This window comes from Streptomyces sp. NPDC005402 (assembly GCF_040606575.1).
Classification (GTDB): Bacteria; Actinomycetota; Actinomycetes; order Streptomycetales; family Streptomycetaceae; genus Streptomyces.
Map to the genome: position 1 here is coordinate 315,998 of NZ_JBEXFB010000005.1, position 20,869 is coordinate 336,866.

Here is a 20,869-nt window from a genome sequence, read left to right on the forward strand (position 1 = left end):
GTCCCAGCCGAGGAACAGGCCCACCGTGAGTGATCTCCGTCAGCCGTCCGAGTCCCAGAGTGCCCCCGCGCCTGACCAGCCCGACGTCGACGGCAGCGACGGTGACGGGCAGTCCTCCCCCGTCGGCAGGCTGGCGGCGACCGTGGAGCGGCTGCGCCGGGAGGTGCGGGCGGCGCAGGCCGAGGCCGACGGGCGGGCCCTGATCGAACTGGCCAAGGGCATCCTGGTCGAGCGGCTGGGCTGCGGACCGGCGCAGGCTTCGCGGCAGCTCGCCGAGCTCACCGCGCAGGCGGGGGTGACCCCGCTGGAGTTCGCCGTCGAGGTGATCAACCAGGCCTCGCGCGACCGGGTGTCGGAGGTGACCAGCGCCTTCCTGGCCGCCACCGCCTCCGTCGATCCGCCCGACGGACACTCCTCCGCCGTACGGCTGCGGACCGCCGAGAGCGGTGTGCTGGCCGCCGACGACACCCAGGCCGTCGCGGACTCGCTGCTGGAACACGCGCTCACCCCGCTGGGCGCGGAGGCGGTGGCCATCTGGGCCCTCGGGGCCGACGGGTCTCTCGCACTGGCGGGCAGCGCCGGGTTCTCCACGGCCGAGGCCGGACGCTGGCGCCATGTGCCGCCGGGCGTGACGACCGTGGCACGCCGCGGGCTCACCGAGCGCAGGGGGGAATGGATCCGCAGTCTGTCCGAGACCGGCCTGCCGTCCATCGGGCAGCACCACTACCGCGACGGCGGCCGGGTCGCCGTACCCGCCGAGACCGGCGGGCGTATCCACGGCGTACTGGAGATCGTCTGGTCCACGGCGCTGGAGCCCCCTCCCGCGGCGATCGTCCGCCAGATCGAGGCGCTGGCCGAGCTGTGCGCGCACACCCTGGAGACGAACGCGCTCCCGCACCCCGACGACGCCACGAACCCGCGCGTCCTGCCGGACGTCGCCGAGCTGATGGACCTGGCCGACGGACTCCACGATCCCGCCCTGGTGCTGGTGCCGCACCTGGGCTCGGACGGGCGCCTCGTCGACTTCCGCATCCACCACGTCAACAGCCGCTTCCTCGACCCGGCCGGCCGGCCGCGGGGCGTCGTGAACGGCGCGCTGCTGCTGGAGGCGTATCCGATGGCCGCGGGCCACAGCGAGCTGTTCGAACGGGTGGAGCGGGTCTACGCCACCGGCGAGCCCTTCCGCGCCCACCGCATGCGGCTGACCGCCCTGGTGGACGACGTTCCGCTCTCGGCGGTGGCCGACATCAACGTCAGCCGGCACGGCGACAGCGTCCTGCTCATCTGGCGCATCGAGGACGAGACGGCCCGCCTGGCGAGCCTGCTCCAGCACGCCCAGCGCCTGGGCCGCATCGGTGGTTTCGAGGAGAACCTGCTGACGGGTGAGATCACCTGGAACGGCCAGCTCTACCACCTCTACGGCAGGCCCGTCTCCGACGCCCCCGTACCGCTGGAGGACCTGCCCGCCTACGCCCACCCCGACGACGCCGTCGCCATCGGCCGGTTCCTGCGCACCGTGGTCCACCAGCGGCGACCCGCGTCCACCGCGTTCCGGCTGCAACGCCCCGACGGGGTCACCCGCCACATCCGGGTCGTGGCGGAGCCGGTCCTGGACTCCGCCGGCCAGCTGTATGTCGTGCGCGGCGCGTACCAGGACATCTCCGCGCACCACTGGACCGAGGTCGCCCTCGCCGCCACCCGGGACCAACTCGCGCACAGCGAGCAGCAGGCCAGCGAGCGCAACCGGCTGACCCTCCAGTTGCAGCACGCCATCATGCCGCCGACGCAGGCGCCGCTGGCGGTTCCGGGGCTGGACGTGGCGGTGCGCTACCGGCCCGCGGAGACGCAGCATCTGGTCGGCGGCGACTGGTACGACGCGGTCGTGCTGCCGTCCCGGCTGGTGCTGCTGTGCGTGGGCGACGTCGCGGGCCACGGCATCGAGGCGGCCACCAGCATGGTCGTGCTGCGCAACGCGCTGCGCGGGCTCGCCGTGACCGGTGCCGGGCCGGGCCAGCTGCTGTCCTGGCTCAACATGGTGGCCCACCATCTGACCGGCGCCGTCACCGCGACGGCGGTCTGCGCTCTGTACGACCCGGAGAACAACACTTTGCGCTGGGCGCGGGCCGGGCATCTGCCGCCGGTCCTGGTGCGCGGCTCGGAGGCGGCACCGCTGCCGCTGGTCACCGGGCTGCTGCTGGGCGCCGTACCGGAGGCGACGTACGAGGAGCACGAGGTCCAGCTCGCCGTCGACGACACGCTGCTGATGTACACGGACGGTCTGATCGAACGCCGCGACCGGTCCGTGGAGGAGTCCCTGGCGCAGTTCCTGACGGTGGCGCGGGCGGTCCCGCCCACCCTGGACCAGCAGTTGGACCGTCTGCTCACGCACAGCAGGTCCGACACGGACGACGACACCTGCATCGTGGGCATCCGCGTGGCCTGAGGCACGCTCGGCGCCGGGGCTTGTGTCCGCGCATACGGGGAACGCGGTTGCTCCGAACGAGCGGGGGGACGTCATGCCACGCGTCAAGGAGTACCACGTCGCCGCGTCCGGTCAGTGGACGGACGAGGAGGAGGGCCGCCGCCGACTGCCCGCCGGGGAGGTCCACGCCTGGGAACCGGGCTTGAACCAGACGGTGTGCGGTCTGTCCCTCAGCCGGTCCCGGCTGATCCGGTTCCCGCACGTCACCTGGTCCGACACGATCCCGGAGTCCGGGGGCGCGGCCGACCGGGTGCGGCGGCTGTGTCCGCGGTGCGCCTCCGTGGCGGGACGTCGCGGAGGCGACGCCCGCCCGAAGTGGCAGCGCACCAACCCCAGACCGTGAAGGAAGCAGGCATGCCCGACCAGAAAAGTACCGGCGTCTCGGAACGGCTGGCGCGGACCGCCGACGACGTGTTCGGCTGGAGCGAGCTGCGGCCGGGGCAGCTGACCGCGATGGAAGCGGTCATGCGGGGCCGGGACACCCTGGCCGTCATGCCCACCGGCGCCGGGAAGTCGGCGGTGTACCAGGTGCCCGGGCTGCTGCTCCCCGGGCCCACGGTGGTGGTCTCCCCGCTCATCGCCCTCCAGCGGGACCAGATCGCCGGCCTGCTCACCCACGCCGACGCCCCGGACGCCGTCGCGGTCAACTCCGCCCAGGCGGCCGGAGAGACAGAGGCCGCATGGGACGCGGTCCGGCACGGTGCCGCCGAGTTCCTGTTCCTCTCCCCCGAACAGCTCGCCAAGGACGAGGTGATCGAACGCCTGGCCCGGGCCGCGCCCTCGCTGTTCGTCGTCGACGAGGCCCAGTGCGTCGCCGCCTGGGGCCACGACTTCCGTCCCGACTACCTCCGCCTGGCGCAGGCGGCCCGGCGGGTGGGCAGACCCCCGGTCCTCGCCCTGACCGCAACGGCCGCCCCACCGGTGCGGGAGGAGATCGTGGAGCGGCTCGGCATGGAGGATCCGGCGCTGGTCGTAGCCGGTTTCGACCGGCCGAACATCGCGTTGGAGGTACGCCGCTTCCTGGACGACACGGACAAGCGCCGGGTGGTCGTGGAGCGCGCCGCGGCGGAGCCCAAGCCGGGCCTCGTCTACACCGCCACCCGCCGGGACGCCGAGGCGTACGCCGCCGACCTGGCCGCGTTGGGCCTGTCGGCCGCCGCGTACCACGCCGGGCTGACGGCCGCTGAGCGCTCCCGGGCGCACGATGCCTTCCTGGCCGGCGAGACCGACGTCGTGGTCGCCACCTCCGCCTTCGGCATGGGCATCGACAAGGAGGACGTACGGTTCGTGCTGCACGCGTCGGTACCCGGCTCGCTCGACGCCTACTACCAGGAGATCGGCCGTGCGGGCCGCGACGGCGGTCCCGCGGTCGCCGTCCTGCACTACCGGACCGAGGACAGCGGCCTCCAGCGCCTCTTCGCCACGCGCGCGCCGGACGAGGACACCCTCGGCGCGGTCGCGGAACGCATCCACGAACGCGACGCTCCCGCCGAGCCGGACGACATCGTCAAGGACACGGGACTCACGCGCCGACGCGTGACGGCGGCTGTCAACCTCCTGGAGCAGGCAGGAGCCGTGCGCACCGAGGACGACGGGCGGGTGCGGGCCGTCGCCGGGACGACGGCCGACGAAGCGGCCGCGCGTGCGGCCGAGGAGGCCCGCTCACGCAGACGGCTGGAGCAGTCGAGGCTGGCGATGATGCTGGGGTACGCCGAGACCACGGGCTGCCGACGCCGCTTCCTGCTCGGTTACTTCGGTGAGCCGTACGACGCCCCGTGCGGGGCCTGCGACGTGTGCGCGACCCCCGAGTCCGAGCCCGAGTCCGGGAACAGCGTCGTCGACGGGGTGGGGGGCACGGGCGAGGAACCCCCTTCGCCTGCGGCGGCCTCCTATGCGGCAGGCACGCGCGTGCGGCACACGGAGTGGGGGGAGGGCACAGTGATGAGCGAGGAGGGCGACCGTGTCACCGTGCTGTTCGAATCCATGGGATACCGGACGCTGTCCCTGGCCGCGATCGCCGGCAAGGGCCTCCTCAGTGCCGCGCCACCACCCGCAACGTCCTGACCGAGGGGTCGGCGGCGTCCGGGATCAGGACGCCGTGCTCGACTCCGCTGCGCAGGTAGTCGAGGACCTCGTCGGTGAAAATGCGCGGGACGGCCACCCGGGGGCTCAGGAGGGGTGCAGGTGCCGCTCCATCCAGTCCGCGGCGGCCCGGCGGAACAGGCGCCGGTTGTCGGCGCGCAGGAAGTCGTGCCCCTCGTCGCGCAGGACGAGGAGTTCGGCGGGGACACCGCGCTCCCGTGCGGCCCGCACGAACTGTTCCGACTCCCCCGGCGGCACGTTGGTGTCGTGCTCGCCGTGGACGGCGAGCAGCGGGGCACGCAGCGCGTCGATGCGGCTCATCGGTGACAGGGCGTGCAGCAGTTCGCGGTCGCGCTCCGGGTGGCCGTACTTGTGCGCCGCCGATTCCGCGATCCAGGGCTCGGTGCCGGCGAAGAAGGTCAGCAGGTCGGACATGCCGCAGACGGCGACGCCGGTGCGGAAGAGGTCCGGGTGCCACACGAGGGAGGCGAAGGTCAGGTAGCCGCCGTACGAGCGTCCCATCACCGCCAGCCGGGTCGGGTCCGCGGGGCCCGCCGTGACCGCGTGCGCCGCGCAGTCCGCGACGTCGTCGAGTGCGGCGAAGCGGCCGGTGCCCAGGTCGGCGTCGACGAAGCTCCGACCGTGTCCGCCGGAACCGCGGACGTCGGGGGCGAAGACGTCCAGTCCGCGCCCCAGCAGCTCGTGGTACAGCGGGTCGAACACCGGGCGCTCCTGGTCCTCGGGGCCGCCGTGGAGGTGGATCACGCAGGGCGCCGGCTCGTACGGGGCGCGTCCCGGGGCCCGGTAGTACCAACCGCTGAGGGACAGGCCGTCCCGGGCGGTGAGGCGGGTGAGGACAGGGCGTACCGGGGGGCGGCCCGGCGGGACGGCGTCCTCGTCCCGGGAGGACCACGGGGTGCGCAGCAGGGACACGCCTTCGTGGGCCCACCACACGCCGGGGCGGCGCTGCGAACCGGACAGCGCCAGCAGCAGTCGCCCCGTCCCGGCCGCCGCGACCCGGGTGACGACCTCGTGGGGCAGCGGTACCGGATGCGCCGGTCCGGTGGTGTCCGCGGTGCCGTGCCCCGGGGAGGTTTCGACGACGTCGAGTTCGCTGGCGCCGCGCACGTTCCACGCGAGCACGGCCGTGCGGCCGTCGTGGGCCATCGTCAGCAGTTCGAGGTCGCAGTCCTCGCGCTCCGCGACGACGGTTCTGCCGTCCGGCGTGCCGTCGGGGCCGAGAGCGACGGCGAACAGCGCCGCGTACTCCCGGTCGGCGTCGCTGCGCAGCCACAGCGTCCGCCCGTCGGGTGAGAACCGGCCGATCCACTGGTCGCCGTCGGCGACGGGCAGGGTGAAGGTCGTCACCGCGTCGGAGACGCGCCGGACGACCGCCTCCCGCCGTCCGCGCGGCCCCCGGCGCAGCAGCGCGAGCCGGCCGTCGGGGCTGAGGTCGCACACGCGGAGGGTGGGGGCGTCCGGTTCCGTGGCGAGGAGGACGGGAGAGGCCAGACCGTCGGGGTCGATCAGGTAGGCGGACAGGCCTCCACCCGGCCGGGTCGCCGCCGTCCCGTCCGGCCCCACGGCGTACGCGGTGGTGCCCAGGAGGGTCGCCCGGCCGTCCCGAGCCGTCCAGTGGGCGGGGGCGGTGTCCGCCGGCTGCCACAGACCGTCCGCCTGGGAGGGGGTGGTGGCCGGTGCGGCAAGGGTGACGGCGACGGCCGAGCCGTCGTGGGCCCAGCAGCCCAGGTAGGCGGAGGTGTCCGGGTCGGCACCGGCCAGCAGGCGGCGACCGGTGCCGTCGGGCCGCACGCACAGCACGCGTGAGTGCTCACCGCCGCCCGGTGCGGTGGTATAGGCGATCCAGCGGCCGTCGGGTGACCAGGACACCTCCTTCACGGGATCCGGGGAGGCGTCGAGCAGCCGGATGCCCTCCCCGTCCACGGGCCCGGCCCACAGCTGCGGGACACCGCCCCGGTCGCAGATGAAGGCCACCTGGGTGCCCTCGGGATCGGCGGAGGGGTACCAGCAGCCATGCGCGTGCAGCCGGGTCACGGCATCCCGCGGGCCCTCCGCCTCGGGCAGCGGCATCGGGGCGGGGGCCGCGGCACGGACAGGCCCCTGCGCCGGCACGGGTGCCGCGGCGTGCGGGAGCCGGGTGGTGCCGAGCTCGCCGGTCACGTGACTCCGTGTGTCTGCAGCCATATCTCCAGCAGTGCCACCTGCCACAGGGCGTTGGCGCCGCGTTTGGTCCGGTGCTCGTCGGGGGCCGCCAGGAGTTCGGCGACGTACGACTCCTGGAAGATTCCCCGCTTCTTCGCCTCGGGTGCCGCGAGGGCCTCGCGCACCCGGTCCAGGACGGGACCGGCCATGTGCCGGATGGCCGGCACCGGGAAGTAGCCCTTGGGCCGGTCGACGATCTCCCGAGGCAGCAGCTTGCGGCCGACTTCCTTCAGCACGCCCTTGCCGCCGTCGGCGAGCTTGAGTTCCGGCGGACAGGCCGCGGCCAGCTCCACCAGCTCGTGGTCGAGGAAGGGCACGCGGGCCTCCAGTCCCCAGGCCATGGTCATGTTGTCGACCCGCTTCACCGGGTCGTCGACGAGCATGACGTGCGTGTCCAGTCGCAGCGCCGCGTCCAGGGCGGTCTGGGCGCCGGGAAGGGCCATGTGCTCCCTGACGAAGCGGCCCGAGACGTCGTCCTGGGGCAGCATGTGCGGCTGGAGGATCCCCGTGAGGTCGGCGTGGGGGCGGTCGAAGTACGTCTCGGCGTACCTCTGCGGCTCCTCCTCGCGCGCGACCGCTGCCAGCTCCGGGTACCAGTGGTACCCGGCGAACACCTCGTCGGCGCCCTGCCCGCTCTGGACGACCTTCACCTCCTTGGAGACCTGCTCGGACAGCAGGTGGAAGGCGACCACGTCGTGGCTGATCATCGGCTCGCTCATGGCGGCGACGGCGTCGTCCAGGGCGGTCGAGACCCGGTCCGAGGGCACCATCATCCGGCGGTGGTCGGTGTCGAACTCCCGGGCGACCAGGTCCGAGTAGCGGAACTCGTCGCCCTCCTCACCGCCCTCGGCCTCGAAGCCCACGCTGAACGTCTTCAGGTCCCGCTGGCCCTCGTCGGCGAGCAGCGCGACGATCAGGCTGGAGTCCAGGCCGCCGGAGAGCAGGACGCCGACCGGCACGTCGGAGACCATCCGGCGCCGTACGGCGGTGCGCAGCGCCTCCAGCACCGCGTCACGCCACTCGTCGGGCTCCATGTCCGCGTACTCGGCCCGCCGCGTGTAGGACGGCTGCCAGTAGCGGTGGTCGCGGTGGCTGCCGTCCGGTTCGACCACCCGGACGGTGGCCGGCGGCAGTTTGCGCACGCCGTTGAGGACGGTGCGCGGCGGGGCGACCGTGGCGTGCCAGCTCAGGTACTGGTGGACGGCGACGGGATCGACGGAGGTGTCCACGTCCCCGGCGGCGAGCAGTGCGGGCAGGGAGGAGGCGAACCGCAGGCGGCCCGGCGCGGGCGCCAGATACAGGGGCTTGATCCCCAGCCGGTCGCGAGCCAGCACGACACGGCCGGTGCGGTGCTCGACGAGCGCGAAGGCGAACATGCCGTAGAAGCGCTCCACGCAGGCGGTTCCCCACTGCCGGTAGGCGTGGAGGACGACCTCCGTGTCGGACGTCGACTCGAAGCGGTGCCCGAGGCGCCCGAGCTCCTCGCGCAGCTCCTGGTAGTTGTAGACACAGCCGTTGAAGACGCCGGTGATCTCGCCGTCGGCGTCGGTCATCGGCTGGGCGCCGAGGTCGGACAGGTCGATGATCTTCAGTCGCCGGTGCCCCAGCGCCACCGCGCCCCGTGTCCAGATGCCCCGGCCGTCGGGTCCGCGGGCGGCCATTCGGTCGGTCATGCGCTCGACGGCCGCGAGGTCGGGTCGCCTGCCGTCGAAGCGGATCTCACCGCTCAGACCGCACATGACACGCCGCCCCCTTCCCAGGAGCAGGCGGTCACGAGCCGGAGCGGAAGCCCCGGATCGCGCCTGCCGGTCGCGACCCGGGCGGAATTGCTGGACATGAACAAAACCTTTCCTCGGAGCTTGTCAAGTGAAACGGCGGACGGGCGGGGCCGCCGGATGCGCGTCGCGCGGAGCCGGATCAGCTGCCCAGGACCTCCGGTGCGCCGGAACCCGCCCGGCCCGCGACGGAGCGCGGGACCTGCCTGCGGGTGACGGGAGCGGGCCTGCGGCGTCGCCGTTCGCCGCGGGTCTGCGCGATCAGCAGGTCGGTGCAGGCCAGCAGATCCTCTTCCCGTGCCGTGCGGCGCATGCGCTCGGCGGCACTGCCGTCCGCCAGGGCCGCCTCGGCCAGGTCGCTGACGGTCTGCCAGTCGCCGTGGGCCTCGAGCGCGGGACGCAACCGGGCGACCAGCCCGCGTACGACGTCGGCGGCGGGCGCCTCCCGGTGGGTCCGGGGATCCACCAGGGCGCCCTCCAGGCCGGACCGGGCAGCCCGCCAGGAGGCGCCGCGCAGCCATTCGTGGCGGCCGTCGCACACCGCCGCACCCGCCGCGCGCACCTCCAAGGCCTCGGTCACCAGGGCACGGAACAGGCCGGCCACGAGCACGACGGTCTCCGCCCGCGGGCAGGCGTCGCAGATGCGCAGTTCCAGTGTCCGCAGGTGCGCGGAGGGGCGGACGTCGTAGTAGATCATCCCCGGGTCGCTGATGACCCCGGCCCGGACGAGGTCGCCGACCGCGGCGTCGTAGTCGGCCGCGCTCGGGAAGCAGCCGACGGGTCCCGCGGTGGGCCAGCGCTGCCAGAGCAGCGTGCGCCAGCTGGCGTAGCCGGTGTCGGCCCCCTGCCAGAACGGCGAGCTGGCGGACAGCGCCAGCAGCACGGGCAGCCAGGGAGAGATCGTGCACATCACCCCTACGGCGGTGTCGCGGTCGGGTATGTCCACGTGGACCTGGGCGCCGCAGATGAGCTGCTCGTCGGCCACCTGGCGGTACTCCTCGACCATGTGGCGATAGCGTGCGCCGGCGGTGGGGTGCCCGGAGGCGGCGGGGGCGAGTGGTGCCGTGCCCGCGGCCACCACCGCGAGCCCCAGCGAGGAGGCGGCCGCGTCGAGCCGCCGTCTGGTTCTGGAGAGGTCGGCGTACAGGCCGCCCAGGGATGCGTGCACCCCGCTGTTCGACTCCACGGTGGACTGATGCAGTTCCGTGGTGAAGGTGCCCCGGGGAAGCCTGCGCAGAACCGCGTCGGCACGTGGCACGAGCAGTCCGCTTTCCACTTCCAGGATGTGGAACTCCTCCTCTACACCGATGCGCATGGCCACAGTCGCTCCTTGATGTGTTGCCGACGGTCCCGCCTGTCTCAGGCGTGACCCCCAAGTGCCCAGGAGATCGACAAATAAGCGCGGCCATGCGCACGTCTGAAGCAGGTACTCCACAGATGAGCGGTATCCCTGGTCAGCTGTCGGTGGTCCTGTCGACCAGCGCCCCGTACGCCAGTTGCAGCGCGTCCGCCCCGGCCAGCGCCGACAGCGCGCCCATCGCGGTGCGGGTGGCACGAGGCCACAGGAGCTGCCCCGCGGTCAGGGTCGACGCCACCCAGACGCTCATGCAGAACGGGCAGGTCATCAGCTCGCCCACGGTGTCCTTGCCGGTCTCGGGCTGCGCCTCCTCGTGCAGTTCGGCGGGCCCCTGCGGGCCCACGTACTTGGTGAAGGGGGCGCGCAGCGGGCTGGTCACCGATGCCTTGCTGATCAGCCGGCTGAGCCGGAACGTGGCCACCGAGGTCAGGAGCACGTCCCAGGGATCCGGCCGGTCGGGCAGGGGGCGCCCGCGAAGCCGTACCGCCGTGGCCCAGCTCGCCGTGTACGCGCTGAACGCCGCCATGGCGGCGAGGTAGCCGCGCAGGGGCCGGTCGTGCGTGCCCGCGTAGTCGCGGCCGGTGCGGCGGAGGAACGCCTGGGCCCGTCGTCCGATGCGGTGGTCAGTGGGTGTGGCCATGGGCGGATCCCCGTCCTGCGTCGTTCCGATTCCGATCCGGTTCCAAGCTGTCCCCGTCTCGCTGGTCTCGTCCGTCTTCCCCCTCGTGGCGAACCAGTCGCACCTCGACCTGGTCCTCGGTGACACGGGTGTCGAAGGCCGGCTGGGGGGCTGTGGCCGGGCCGCGGACGTTCAGGCCGTCCGAGAGCCGGAAGACGCTGCCGTGCCAGGGGCACCGTACGCATCCGTCGGACACCGTGCCCTCGGACAGCGGCCCCGCCAGGTGGCTGCACCGGTCGGCCAGCGCGTGGATGGTCCCGTCGGTCTGGCGCAGCACCATCACCGGCACGTCGTCCACGCTGCGCCGCACCGGCAGGCCGGGCGGGAAGTCGTCCACCGCGCCGATCCGATGCCAGCCTTCGGTGACGATGTGGGGTACGGCCTCGGCGTGGTTGGCGCCGGCTGCCTGCCGGTAGGCCAGGTGGCCGCCCAGCATGCCGCCGGTTCCCACGGCCATGAGTCCCAGGAAGCCGAGGGCACGGCCCGCACGCGTGCGCCCGGTGACGCGGCAGGCGAGCGACGCCGTGTACAGGCCGACGGCCGCCGTGTTGGACACCGCGTGCACCAGGCCGACACGCATCTGCGGGCGCTGCAGTTCCGCCCAGTCCACGGCGCCCGTCAGCGCGGCGGGGACGGCGGCGGCCAGGCCGACGCCCACCAGCAGGCCCGCCTCACGAGGGCGGCCCTTGCGCAGGTCCAGGACGGCGGCGGACAGCCAGCTGCCGATCGGCACCTGCACCAGCAGCGGATGGACGGGATGCCCCAGCCACTTGCCGTGCAGCACGTCCCGGCCGCGCCCCAGCGGCAGGGACTGGATCCCCGTCCGCAGTGCGTCGATCACGGGGTCCTGCCGCGGATTCCGCTCCAGCCGGACGAGCAGCCGCAGGACCCGGTTCTCTCGTGTACGTGGATGTCGTCGCGCGCTCATGGGCAGCCGGGTCTCCCTCTGCACGTGCGGCAAACGAACAACGAGGGACTCAGCCTCCCGGCCGGATGACCGCGCGGACGCAGCCGTCCGCCTCCTGCTTGACCATGTCGTACGCGCGGGGCGCCTCGTCCAGGGACACGGTGGGGGTCGCCAGGTGCCCGGTGCTCGGTTCCCCGGCGGCCAGTCGTTCCAGCAGCACGGGAATGTCCCGCTGGCCGCGCTGCTGGGCACCCCGCACGGTCAGCCCCTTGTTGATGACGGCGCCGAGCGGGAACGTGTCGACGGTTCCGGTGCGGCCCCCAGGACGAACACCGTGATCAGGGCTTGGACACCGCGTGGCGCCCGGCCCTTGTGGAGAACGCGGCGTGGTGAGAGGGCCGGGCCGCACCGGTGGGCTCGAGGTGCCGCAGCCAGCGGGAGGCCATTGCCAGCAGGCCGGTGAAGACGACCAGGAGCAGCAAGGAGGTCCACATGGGCCGGCTGCCGGGGGCATCCCACATCGTCCAGGCCGACGACGCCGTCCACAGGACGACGCCGGCCGCGTAGAAGGCCCGTATACGGCGCAGTTGCCTCGCGGCCCGGGCCGCCGTGGGGTCGTCAGTGTGTGTCATGCCGACCCGTGTACCCCGATCGAGGCGGTCCACCGGATGCGAGGCAGGTGAGAGGGCAGAGCGTTCAGCGATCGAGCGGAGGGAGTTCGGCCAGGCCGGTTTCGAGCATGACGCGGTCGACCGTGTCGGCCAGGGAGCTGTCGGCACCGATGACCGTCTCGGTGCCGCCGGGCAGCAGATCGAACTCCCGGTACCAGTCCCGCAGTTGTGGTTCGCCCACCTCGTGGGCGATCGGCTTGGTGGCGTGGCGGGCGAGGGTCTGATCGAACGGCACGTGCAGGTAGTAGCCGTGGGTCCGGCCACGATGGTCGGCCCGTAGCCGGGCGAGCATCTCGCCGTAGTGGTCGGCGTACAGGATGCCCTCCACCACCACGTGGAACCCCGCGTCCAGCGCATGGCGTGCGGTCAGTTCGATCAGACCGATGTTCGCCGCGCCGGGCCGGTCGCGCTCGCGGAGCACGATCCGGCGCAGGTTGTCCTGGCCCACCAGGGCCAGGCCACGGCCGAAGCGGTCACGCAGCCCCTCGGCGACGCTTGACTTCCCCGAGGCGGAGCTGCCGCGCAGGACGATCAGCCGGGTCTCTTCCGTGCCCACCACCATGACGGCCAACCTACCGGTACTCCTCGGCGCCACCCGGCTCGGACGGTCAGCCGGTCCGGGAGCTCGTTCCGCTCTGCCGGGACACCTTGTCGGTCACGTCGACGGTGTCGGAGCGTGGAGGCGCGGCCACGTCGACGTCGGTGCCGAAGCCGCTGAAGTCCATGACGACCTTCGCCTGGGCCTGCCGGGCGGACGCGCCGGCCCCGCCGCTCTGCGCCGTGTCCTTGACGGTCATCCGTATCTGCTGACGGCGGGTGAGTCCGTCCTCGTCGATCCAGAGATCGACGGGCACGCTGTCGCCCAACTGCGCGCGGAGCTTCCGCTCTTGGGCCGAGTCGCCCCCGGCCAGCTTCGACAGGTCGAGATCGACCCGGTAGTGCGTGGTGGACACGCCGTTCACGGACTCGTCGCCCACCTTGCGCACGTCCTTCTCGGACAGGGACTTGGTGTAGGCGAAGGAGCTCGCCGGGTCGCTCATCGCGGGGCCACCGGTGCCCTGCGAGGCGTTCAGCCGCTGGAGGTCGATCTTCATCCAGGTCTTGCCCGCGGGCAGTTGGCCGCTTGCCTCCGGGGGCTTCTGGTACAGCACCTGGTTCACGATCCGCTGTTCGAGCTGCCGGCCGCCCTGGCCCATCCGCATACGGCTCGTGCCGTCCTGCAGGTCCAGCACGCCGGAACCGGTGATCGTCTCGCTGTCGCCACCCGCGGCGACGGTGGTCGCCAGCTTGATGCGGGCCGTCCTGGCCTGCGTGGTCTTCTTGTTGGTCGCCTGCACGACCTGGGCCGGGGAGCGCTGCTGCTGTCCCGGTGAGGCCGACGCATCCGCGTTGCCGGTCCCTCCTGTCCCGTCGTCGCCGCATCCCGTCAGCAGGGCGACGGACACGACGCCGCCGGCGCCCAGCGCGGCGAAGCGAGAGGTACGTAAGGACGGTTTCATCACGCCTGACATCCCTTCATCACTGTCTGGTGCCAAAAGTGCTGTGCACCACCGGATGCCCCACTGCCTGCCCTGTACACGCGCCGCGCGATGGTCACGAGCGGCACCGGCAGACCGACCGCTGTGGCACAAGCACAGAACAAGACACGTGTCCTGCGTAGTATCACTACGACATAGGCGTGCGGCAGAAGCTGCCATCGCACATCCCGAAGCAGGCGGCACAGCACGCCCGGGCCCCAGGAAGAGGTGTGAGCCCATGTCCGAATCCGCCCCCAGCACCACCGAGTTGACCTCGCAGTACAGCAGCCAGGTGGCCGGCGACCTAGAGCGCAACCTCAAGGAACAACAGCGTCTCAGCGGGGAGATCGAAGCGCTCCAAGGTCAGTTGGCCGCCCTGCAGCACGACCACAGCGTCCTGCTGAACATCCAGCAGGTGCTGGGCATCTCACCGAGCGCCGTTGCGTCCGTCACCCCTCCCACCGTGGCGGTGCCCGCTCCCCGCAAGAGGGCCGCCGCCCCGGACGAGCGGCCGGCCACCCGGAAATCCGCCGCACCGGCCGGAAAGAAGACCACGGGGAAGCCGGCCGCCAAAGCGTCGGCCGCTGGGTCGGGGCCCACCCTCGTGGAGCTTGTCCGAAAGCATCTGGCGGAGCAGAAGGAGCCCCGTTCAGCGGCCGAGGTCTCCACAGCGCTCGGTCGGCAGCACCCCGAGCGCACGATCAAGACGACCGTCGTACGCACCACGCTCGAGGGACTCGTGGCGAGGAACCAGGCCCAGCGCACCAAGCAGGGGAGCTCGGTCTTCTACACGTCGCCCGACGCGAGCGAACCTGCCGCGGACCCCGAGGACGGCGCTCGGCCGTCGGACTGACCGAGGCGTCCCCTGAAGCCGGCTCAGCCGGCCCGCCGTGAGGGCCGCAGACCGCCTCCGTGCCATCCGGCGGCCGCGAGGACCGCGGCCGCCGCACCGGTGCCCAGGACGGCGCCGGCGACGACGTCGCCCGGGTAGTGCACGCCGGTGTGGATCCGTGAGTAGCCGACCGCGCAGGCCAGCAGGCCCAGCGGCACCGTGGCGACGGGTAGCGCGGGTCCGACCGCCGCCGCGAAGGCGACCGCGGACGCGGTGTGCCCCGAGGGGAAGGACGCGGACTCGGGCATCGGCACATGCCGCCCTGGGAACGGCGAGTTCTCGGCCCGGTGCGGGCGCGGCCGGCGCACCAGGCGCTTGCCGAGCATGTTCGCGCTCGCCGAGGCGACACCGATGGCCGCGACTCCGAGGGCGGCGGCCCGCCGTGGCCGGCCGGGGCACAGGGCGAGCAGTCCGGCGATCGCGAACGAGATCTTGGAGTGGTCCGCCGCGGCCGACAGCCGCCGCAGGGCATGGTCCAGGGCCGGCGTCTGGGTGACCGTGACGGCCTCGTACAGCGCCTGGTCGAGGGCGGCGAGATCCCGCAACAGCTCTCGGGAGGTTCGCTGTTCGCGCTGCGGTCGGTCAAGCATCGCTCTGCTCCTGGTTCTTGACGGCCGGAAGGGGAGTGCGGTCGAGGGCGAGGCGCACGACTCGGCGCCAGTCGACGGAGGGGGCAGTGTACGGCGCGCCGGGACGGTTTCTCGGTACCCGTACCCGCAGGGCCTTGGGGCGTACGGTGCACACGACCGGCTGGGGCAGCAGCAGCGCTTCGCCGTCCACGGCCACCGGGATCGTCTCCGCGTCGGCCGCGACGGTCACCCGGCGCGAGGTCGACGAGGTGATCCCGCTGGCCCGCTCCCCCAGCAGCGCGAGTTCGGCGGCCTGCACCGCGCTGTCGATCCGAAGACTGATCACGCCGAGTCGGCCTCCGTCGAGGCGTGATCTGCGGCCGACCCCCATCGGGCCGGCCTGTGCGTAGGGGTTGTTGCTCACCAGCAGCGCGTGCGGGGCCTCGAGTTGCCGGCCGTCCGCCGTGGCGGTCAGCTGTGCCCCGGCGTCGCCGACCAGCAGGTCCGGCAGTAGGTCGAGGGTGGTGGACGCCTTGGCGTCGCGGTATTCGGGGCTCTGCACGATCTCCGCGTACGTCCCGAACGAGACGGTGTTCACGAAGGGCCGGCCCGCCACGTCGCCCAGATCGACACGGATCTCCACGCCGTGCGTGAGGGCATCGAGACCGCCGGCCGGGTCGTCGCGGTCCAGGCCCAGGTCCATCGCGAAGTGGTTGCGGGTCCCGGCGGCGAGGACCATGAACGGCACGTCGTGTTCCGCGGCCACCCCCGCCACCAGAGCCTGGGTACCGTCCCCGCCCGCCACGCCGAGCAGATCCGCGCCCTCCGCGAGAGCCTGGCGGGCCAGCGTCGCCGGGTCGGGGCTGCTGTCCACGTCGAGCAGGATCACCCGGGCGCCCAACGCCTCGGCCCGCTCCACCAGCGCGTGCTCGACGACCTTGCCGCCACCCGAGCGCGGATTCATGATGAGCACCGGTCTGCGGGGCGGCCGGACCGGACGCGTGTGCACGCCTCGGGGCGCCCGCAGCCGGCGCAGCGCGCTTCTGGCGCAGGCCAGTGCCGCCACCCACAGGCCCAGCGCCGACGCCGCGAACGGCCACAGGCCGGACACGGCGTACAGGACCAGGACGGCGAGGGGCGAGGCCACCGCCAGCAGGGCGCCGCCCAGACGCGTCACGCCCCGGTGGGCCAGCGCCCACCAGAGGCCGGCACCGGCCAGGGCGAGGCCCACGAGGCCCAGCAGCAGGAGCAGCCACTGGCCCGCGGCGACCACCGCCGTGACCACTCCTGCCAGGCAGAGCAATGCCAGCCGGGCCAGTGTCCGCGCCGCGGTGCCGGAGCCGCCCGGCTCCACCTCGTTCATCGTCGGGTCGCCTCTCACGGATCGGTGGCCCAACGATCTCATGCCGTCGCTCTCGCCGCCGGTGCCGCCCTGGTCCACCGTGGCTCAGCGGGTCACGACGTGGCGCTCGTCCGGCACACAGTGGGTCATGGTCAGACCCTCGACGTCACGCGGCGGGTTCTTGCCGAGGTTCGCCAACCGCTTGCGGTCCTCGTCGGTGAGGTCCTGACCGGCCAGCGGCTCCAGACCGGCGACGTCCTCGGGGCTGATGCCGAGGCCGTCGCCGACCCTCAGTCCGAGGTCGTTCTCCACCAGCAGGAAGTGCCACACCATGCGTTCCTGTACGGGCCGATCACACTGCGCGAGCATGCCGGTGAGGTTCTTCACCAGGTCGTCGCGCTCCCACTCCTCCAGGAGCAGGTACCGCTGGCCCGCCTGCAGGTAGTCGTTGGTGCGGGGGATGCGCTTGCGCGTGAGCCGGCCGTGGATCTCCGGGCCCTGTTCGTCGTGCGTCGGGTGCTGCGCCTCGCGCAGGCCGCCGGTGATGGACGGCTCGTAGTTGACGTGCGGGTTCTCGCCCCCGCCGTCCACGTGGTAGGCCATCTGCCCGTCACGCTGGTTGGTGCGCACCTCGGCGTTCTTGGCCTGGTTGACGGGGAGCTGAAGGTAGTTCGGGCCGACCCGGTAGCGCTGGGTGTCGCTGTAGGAGAAGGTCCGGCCGACCAGCATCTTGTCGTCGGAGAAGTCCAGTCCGTCGACGAGGACACCGGTGCCGAAGGAGATCTGCTCGTTCTCGGCGAAGAAGTCGTCCGGCATCCGGTCCAGCACCATCCGGCCCACCGGCTGCGGCGGGAACTCCTGCTCGGGCCAGGTCTTGGTGTCGTCCAGCGGATCGAAGTCCAGCTCGGGGTGGTCGTGGTCGTCCATCATCTGGACCAGGAGCTCCCACTCCGGGTGGTCCCCGCGGGCGACCGCCTCGTACAGGTCCTTGGTGGCGTGGCCAAGCGAGTCGGCCTGCACGTTGGCGGCGTCCTCCTCGGTCATCGAGCGGACGCCCACCTTGGGCATCCAGTGGTACTTGACCAGCTTCGTCTCACCGTCGGCGTTGACCCACTTGTAGGTGTTGACGCCGAAGCCCTGCATGTGGCGGTAGTCCGCGGGGATGCCGCGCGGGCTGAACAGGTTGACCAGCATGTGCATCGACTCCGGCGTCTGCGACATGAAGTCGAAGATGCGACGCGGCTGCTGCTCGAAGGTGACCGGGTCGGGTTTGAGGGCGTGGATGACGTCCGGGAACTTGATCGCGTCCCGGATGAAGAAGACGCCCAGGTTGTTGCCGACCAGGTCCCAGTTGCCGTCCTCGGTGTAGAACTTGACGGCGAAGCCGCGAGGGTCACGGGCGGCCTCGGAGGAGTCGCGCCCGCCGATGACGGTGGAGAAGCGGACGGCCAGGTCGGTGCGCTTGCCGCGCTCCTGGAACAGCTTGGCCCGGGTGTACCGGCTGATCGGCTCGTCGCCCCAGGCGCCGTAGGACTCGAAGTAGCCGTAGGCGGTCACACCGCGCGCGTGCACGACGCGCTCGGGGATGCGCTCCCGGTCGAAGTGGCTGATCTTCTCCAGGAACTGGTAGTTCTCCAGGGTGGCGGGCCCGCGGGCGCCGACCGTGCGCTGGTTCTGGTTGTCGTGGACCGGGTGGCCCTGGCGGTTGGTGAGCACCTTGCGGTCGTCCGCCGGAGCGGGACCGGTGCCGGACACGTCCGTCATGTTCAGGGGCTCCTTAGGTTCTCGGGTTCTCGGCAGGTGACTGCCCCTGGCGCAGCGGGCGGCCTCCGGCCGGTGTTCGGCGGATCACCCGAGTACCCGGTCGGCTCGTGCCACTCACGTCACGCGCCCGCTACCAGTGAGTCGTCCTTGGAGCGGGCGCCGGACAGCTGACGACGGGCCGCTGCCAGGGCGGACTCGATGTCGCGGGTGCCCGTGGCGATGCACAGGGTGTAGGACACGTCCTCGAGACGCTGACGTGCTCCGACGCTGCCGTCCTCGGCGTGCAGGACATGCAGCGCCTCGTAACGCTCGAGCAGGTCGGTCAGAAGGGCGGGGTGGGCCATGAGCATGATTCGCTCCTCCAAAATGCGCAGTGGGAGTGGGGGCGGTCGCGTGCGCCGCGTCACTCGGACTGTCGCGGGAGAGGCCTCGGCGGCACGCACCAAGGAGAGCCGCATTCGGCCGCTTCCGCGGTGGGCCTGTGATCCCAAGCACCTGACCCGCCGTCTGCCCTGGCGAAACAAGCTCAAACCACTGACGGCATTTTCCACAGTTCGCCCGCCGCCGCGGCCCACAGAACGTCATTCCCGGCGGGCGTCGACGTCGCCGTTGACCGTGGTCAGCGTCATGGTGTGGTTCCGGTCGGCGTCGCGTACGGGGACGGCCACTGTGGCGTGCCCGTTGTCGGTGGACGCGGTGACCCGGTAGGGCGGGCTGTCGTGGGGCACGGTGACGTCGACCGAGCCGTTGACGGTCGCGGCGCTGACACCGGACGGGACCGCGGCACATCCGACGACCACGTCGCCGTTCGTGGTCGCCGCGTGCAGTCGCCCCGCTTCCACGCCCGTCGCGCGCACCGAGCCGTTGCGCGTGGACAGGCGTACGTCGGCGTCGTCGCGTCCTGAACGGGTCACCGTCACATCACCGTTGACGGTTGTGATGTCCAGCGCGGCGGCGACGCCCGCCACGTCGACGCCGGCGTTGCGGGCGGTGGCCGTGACACTCACGCCGTCGGGGATCTCCACGTACGGCATCCGGGGGCACGACCCGTCACCCGTGGTCCGGTCGGCGCACGACAGGTCGAGCGTCCACACCTTCCCGTGATGGGCCCAGTGCTCGTCGACGCGGTCGTCGACGGTGACGCCGCGGCCGTCGGCCGGGCGCAGCCGCAGGCCGTTGTCGGTGGCGATCACCACGTGTTCACCGGAGCCCGCGACGCGCGGTGTCCCCGCCGCCGGAGGGCCGCCGGATTCCCCGTCGTGATCGTCGCTGCACGCCCCGGCGAGGGGCAGCAGCGCCAGCACCACCATCAGGCGCGCCAGGCGCCGGGTCGGCATCACCTTCATACCCCGTCGGATGCCCCGGTTCGCCGTGGGCATGGCAGAGGTGGTCAGCGGGGCGGAAGGCTCGGGCCTACGACACCGGAACCGAGTCCGTCTCCGGCGCACCCTCGGCGGCCGCGAGCGCCTTGTTGCGGCGCACGGAGGACCAGAAGGACCAGCCGATCAGGATCACGCCGACGAGGCCGGTGATGATCTCGTTGATCTGGTACTGGATGGTGACCATGAGGATCACCGCGAGGGCGCCGATCGCGTAGTGCGCGCCGTGCTCCAGGTAGACGTAGTCGTCGAGGGTGCCCTGGCGGACCAGGTACACGGTCAGCGACCGGACGTACATCGCGCCGATGCCCAGACCCAGCGCCATCAGGACGATGTCGTTGGTGATGGCGAACGCGCCGATCACGCCGTCGAAGGAGAAGGAGGCGTCCAGGACCTCCAGGTACAGGAACATGAAGAACGCGGCCTGGCCGGCCAGCTTGACCGGCGAACCAGAGCCGCCGGAGCGTTCGGCTTCTTCCTCGCGTTCCTCCTCGTCCTCGAGTCGGCTCTCGAAGTAGCCGGAGAGGCCGCCGACGACCAGGTAGGTGATCAGGCCCGCGATGCCGGAGATCAGGACGGTCTGCGCCTTGTCGGCGTGCGCGCCGCCGTGCTGGTGGGCGTGGGTCGCGAAGGTGAAGGCGGTGACCAGCAGGACGACCAGCGCGATGCAGACCGACAGCATGTCGACCTTGCCGAGCTTGGCCAGCGGCCGCTCCAGCCAGGCCAGCCACTTGATGTCCCGGTCCTCGAAGATGAAGTCCAGGAAGATCATCAGCAGGAACATGCCACCGAACGCGGCGATCGCCGGGTGCGCGTCGGTGACCAGCTGCTGGTAACGGTCCTTGTCGGTCAGAGCCAGCTGGACCGCGTCGTACGGATTGAGCTTCGCGGTGATCGCGACGATCACGACCGGGAAGACCAGCCGCATGCCGAACACGGCGATCAGGACGCCGACCGTGAGGAAGATCTTCTGCCAGAAGGTGTTCATCTTCTTCAGGATTCCGGCGTTGACCACCGCGTTGTCGAACGACAGGGAGATCTCCAGCACGGCCAGGATCGCCACGATCCCGAACGCGGCCCAGCCGTCGTACAGCACTCCTGCGGCCAGGCCGAGCGCGGTGACCGCGAACGCCCAGCGGAAGGTCTTCAGAATCACTTGCATCAAGTCCTGTTGTCGGGCGGTCACCGGAGTGCCGGGCGCAAACGGCCCGTGGGTTCACGGGCGTTGTC

The 20,869-nt window shown here is 72.1% G+C and carries 20 protein-coding genes; 4 read left to right on the forward strand and 16 right to left on the reverse strand.

Features of this window, described 5'->3' with window-relative positions:
• The first annotated feature begins 25 nt into the window (after window positions 1-25).
• From ABZT02_RS12180 to ABZT02_RS12190, 3 genes are all read left to right on the forward strand, one after another.
• Complete coding sequence (locus ABZT02_RS12180; protein WP_356016824.1) at window positions 26-2,443, forward strand: SpoIIE family protein phosphatase; 2,418 nt, start codon at window positions 26-28, stop codon at window positions 2,441-2,443.
• Between the two features lie 73 nt (window positions 2,444-2,516).
• Window positions 2,517-2,825, forward strand: a complete 309-nt coding sequence (locus ABZT02_RS12185; RefSeq protein ID WP_356016826.1) for a hypothetical protein — start codon at window positions 2,517-2,519, stop codon at window positions 2,823-2,825.
• 11 nt (window positions 2,826-2,836) lie between these two features.
• Window positions 2,837-4,546 (forward strand): RecQ family ATP-dependent DNA helicase, encoded by a 1,710-nt coding sequence (locus ABZT02_RS12190; RefSeq protein ID WP_356016828.1) that lies wholly within the window; start codon window positions 2,837-2,839, stop codon window positions 4,544-4,546.
• Here ABZT02_RS12190 and ABZT02_RS12195 read toward each other — a convergent pair.
• From ABZT02_RS12195 to ABZT02_RS12240, 10 genes are all read right to left on the reverse strand, one after another.
• Complete coding sequence (locus ABZT02_RS12195; RefSeq protein WP_356016830.1) at window positions 4,515-4,643, reverse strand: hypothetical protein; 129 nt, start codon at window positions 4,641-4,643, stop codon at window positions 4,515-4,517. The genes ABZT02_RS12190 and ABZT02_RS12195 overlap by 32 nt on opposite strands.
• Window positions 4,644-4,651: 8 nt before the next feature.
• The gene (locus tag ABZT02_RS12200) at window positions 4,652-6,769 is read right to left on the reverse strand and encodes a prolyl oligopeptidase family serine peptidase (RefSeq protein WP_356016832.1); all 2,118 of its coding nucleotides are present in this window, start codon (window positions 6,767-6,769) and stop codon (window positions 4,652-4,654) included.
• Entirely contained in the window at window positions 6,742-8,526 is a 1,785-nt protein-coding gene (locus ABZT02_RS12205; protein ID WP_356016834.1) for an N-acetylglutaminylglutamine amidotransferase, read from the reverse strand. The genes ABZT02_RS12200 and ABZT02_RS12205 overlap by 28 nt, the downstream gene beginning before the upstream one ends.
• 178 nt (window positions 8,527-8,704) lie before the next feature.
• Window positions 8,705-9,877, reverse strand: a complete 1,173-nt coding sequence (locus tag ABZT02_RS12210) for a glutamate--cysteine ligase (RefSeq protein ID WP_356016836.1) — start codon at window positions 9,875-9,877, stop codon at window positions 8,705-8,707.
• A 139-nt stretch (window positions 9,878-10,016) separates the two neighbouring features.
• The gene (locus ABZT02_RS12215; RefSeq protein WP_356016838.1) at window positions 10,017-10,559 is read right to left on the reverse strand and encodes a DUF1360 domain-containing protein; all 543 of its coding nucleotides are present in this window, start codon (window positions 10,557-10,559) and stop codon (window positions 10,017-10,019) included.
• Window positions 10,543-11,526: a Rieske 2Fe-2S domain-containing protein gene (locus ABZT02_RS12220; protein WP_356016840.1), complete on the reverse strand. Its 984-nt coding sequence runs from the start codon at window positions 11,524-11,526 to the stop codon at window positions 10,543-10,545. Before ABZT02_RS12220 ends, ABZT02_RS12215 begins: the two co-directional genes overlap by 17 nt.
• Before the next feature lie 49 nt (window positions 11,527-11,575).
• Window positions 11,576-11,764, reverse strand: coding sequence for a hypothetical protein (locus tag ABZT02_RS12225; protein ID WP_356016842.1), 189 nt, complete (start codon window positions 11,762-11,764; stop codon window positions 11,576-11,578).
• A 79-nt stretch (window positions 11,765-11,843) separates the two neighbouring features.
• Window positions 11,844-12,137 (reverse strand): hypothetical protein, encoded by a 294-nt coding sequence (locus tag ABZT02_RS12230; RefSeq protein WP_356016844.1) that lies wholly within the window; start codon window positions 12,135-12,137, stop codon window positions 11,844-11,846.
• A 64-nt stretch (window positions 12,138-12,201) separates the two neighbouring features.
• Entirely contained in the window at window positions 12,202-12,738 is a 537-nt protein-coding gene (locus tag ABZT02_RS12235) for an AAA family ATPase (RefSeq protein WP_356016846.1), read from the reverse strand.
• A gap of 46 nt (window positions 12,739-12,784) precedes the next feature.
• Entirely contained in the window at window positions 12,785-13,675 is an 891-nt protein-coding gene (locus ABZT02_RS12240; RefSeq protein WP_356016847.1) for a hypothetical protein, read from the reverse strand.
• A 256-nt stretch (window positions 13,676-13,931) separates the two neighbouring features.
• Here ABZT02_RS12240 and ABZT02_RS12245 point away from each other — a divergent pair, with 256 nt between their 5' ends.
• A complete protein-coding gene (locus tag ABZT02_RS12245) occupies window positions 13,932-14,546 on the forward strand; it encodes a hypothetical protein (protein WP_356016849.1) in 615 nt (204 codons plus the stop codon).
• Between the two features lie 23 nt (window positions 14,547-14,569).
• On the opposite strand, the gene ABZT02_RS12250 is transcribed toward ABZT02_RS12245, so the two are convergent.
• The 6 genes from ABZT02_RS12250 to ABZT02_RS12275 form a co-directional block, all read right to left on the reverse strand.
• Window positions 14,570-15,175 (reverse strand): phosphatase PAP2 family protein, encoded by a 606-nt coding sequence (locus tag ABZT02_RS12250; RefSeq protein ID WP_356016851.1) that lies wholly within the window; start codon window positions 15,173-15,175, stop codon window positions 14,570-14,572.
• Window positions 15,168-16,517 carry a diacylglycerol kinase family protein gene (locus ABZT02_RS12255; protein WP_356016853.1) on the reverse strand — a complete coding sequence of 450 codons (1,350 nt, stop codon included), beginning with the start codon at window positions 16,515-16,517 and terminating at the stop codon, window positions 15,168-15,170. Before ABZT02_RS12255 ends, ABZT02_RS12250 begins: the two co-directional genes overlap by 8 nt.
• A gap of 84 nt (window positions 16,518-16,601) precedes the next feature.
• A complete protein-coding gene (locus ABZT02_RS12260) occupies window positions 16,602-18,260 on the reverse strand; it encodes a catalase (RefSeq protein ID WP_356016855.1) in 1,659 nt (552 codons plus the stop codon).
• A 119-nt stretch (window positions 18,261-18,379) separates the two neighbouring features.
• Complete coding sequence (locus ABZT02_RS12265) at window positions 18,380-18,610, reverse strand: DUF5133 domain-containing protein (protein WP_356016857.1); 231 nt, start codon at window positions 18,608-18,610, stop codon at window positions 18,380-18,382.
• Window positions 18,611-18,841: 231 nt separating this feature from the next.
• Entirely contained in the window at window positions 18,842-19,606 is a 765-nt protein-coding gene (locus ABZT02_RS12270) for a DUF4097 family beta strand repeat-containing protein (RefSeq protein ID WP_356017127.1), read from the reverse strand.
• A 67-nt stretch (window positions 19,607-19,673) separates the two neighbouring features.
• Window positions 19,674-20,795, reverse strand: coding sequence for a DUF475 domain-containing protein (locus ABZT02_RS12275; RefSeq protein WP_356016859.1), 1,122 nt, complete (start codon window positions 20,793-20,795; stop codon window positions 19,674-19,676).
• Window positions 20,796-20,869 lie beyond the last annotated feature (74 nt).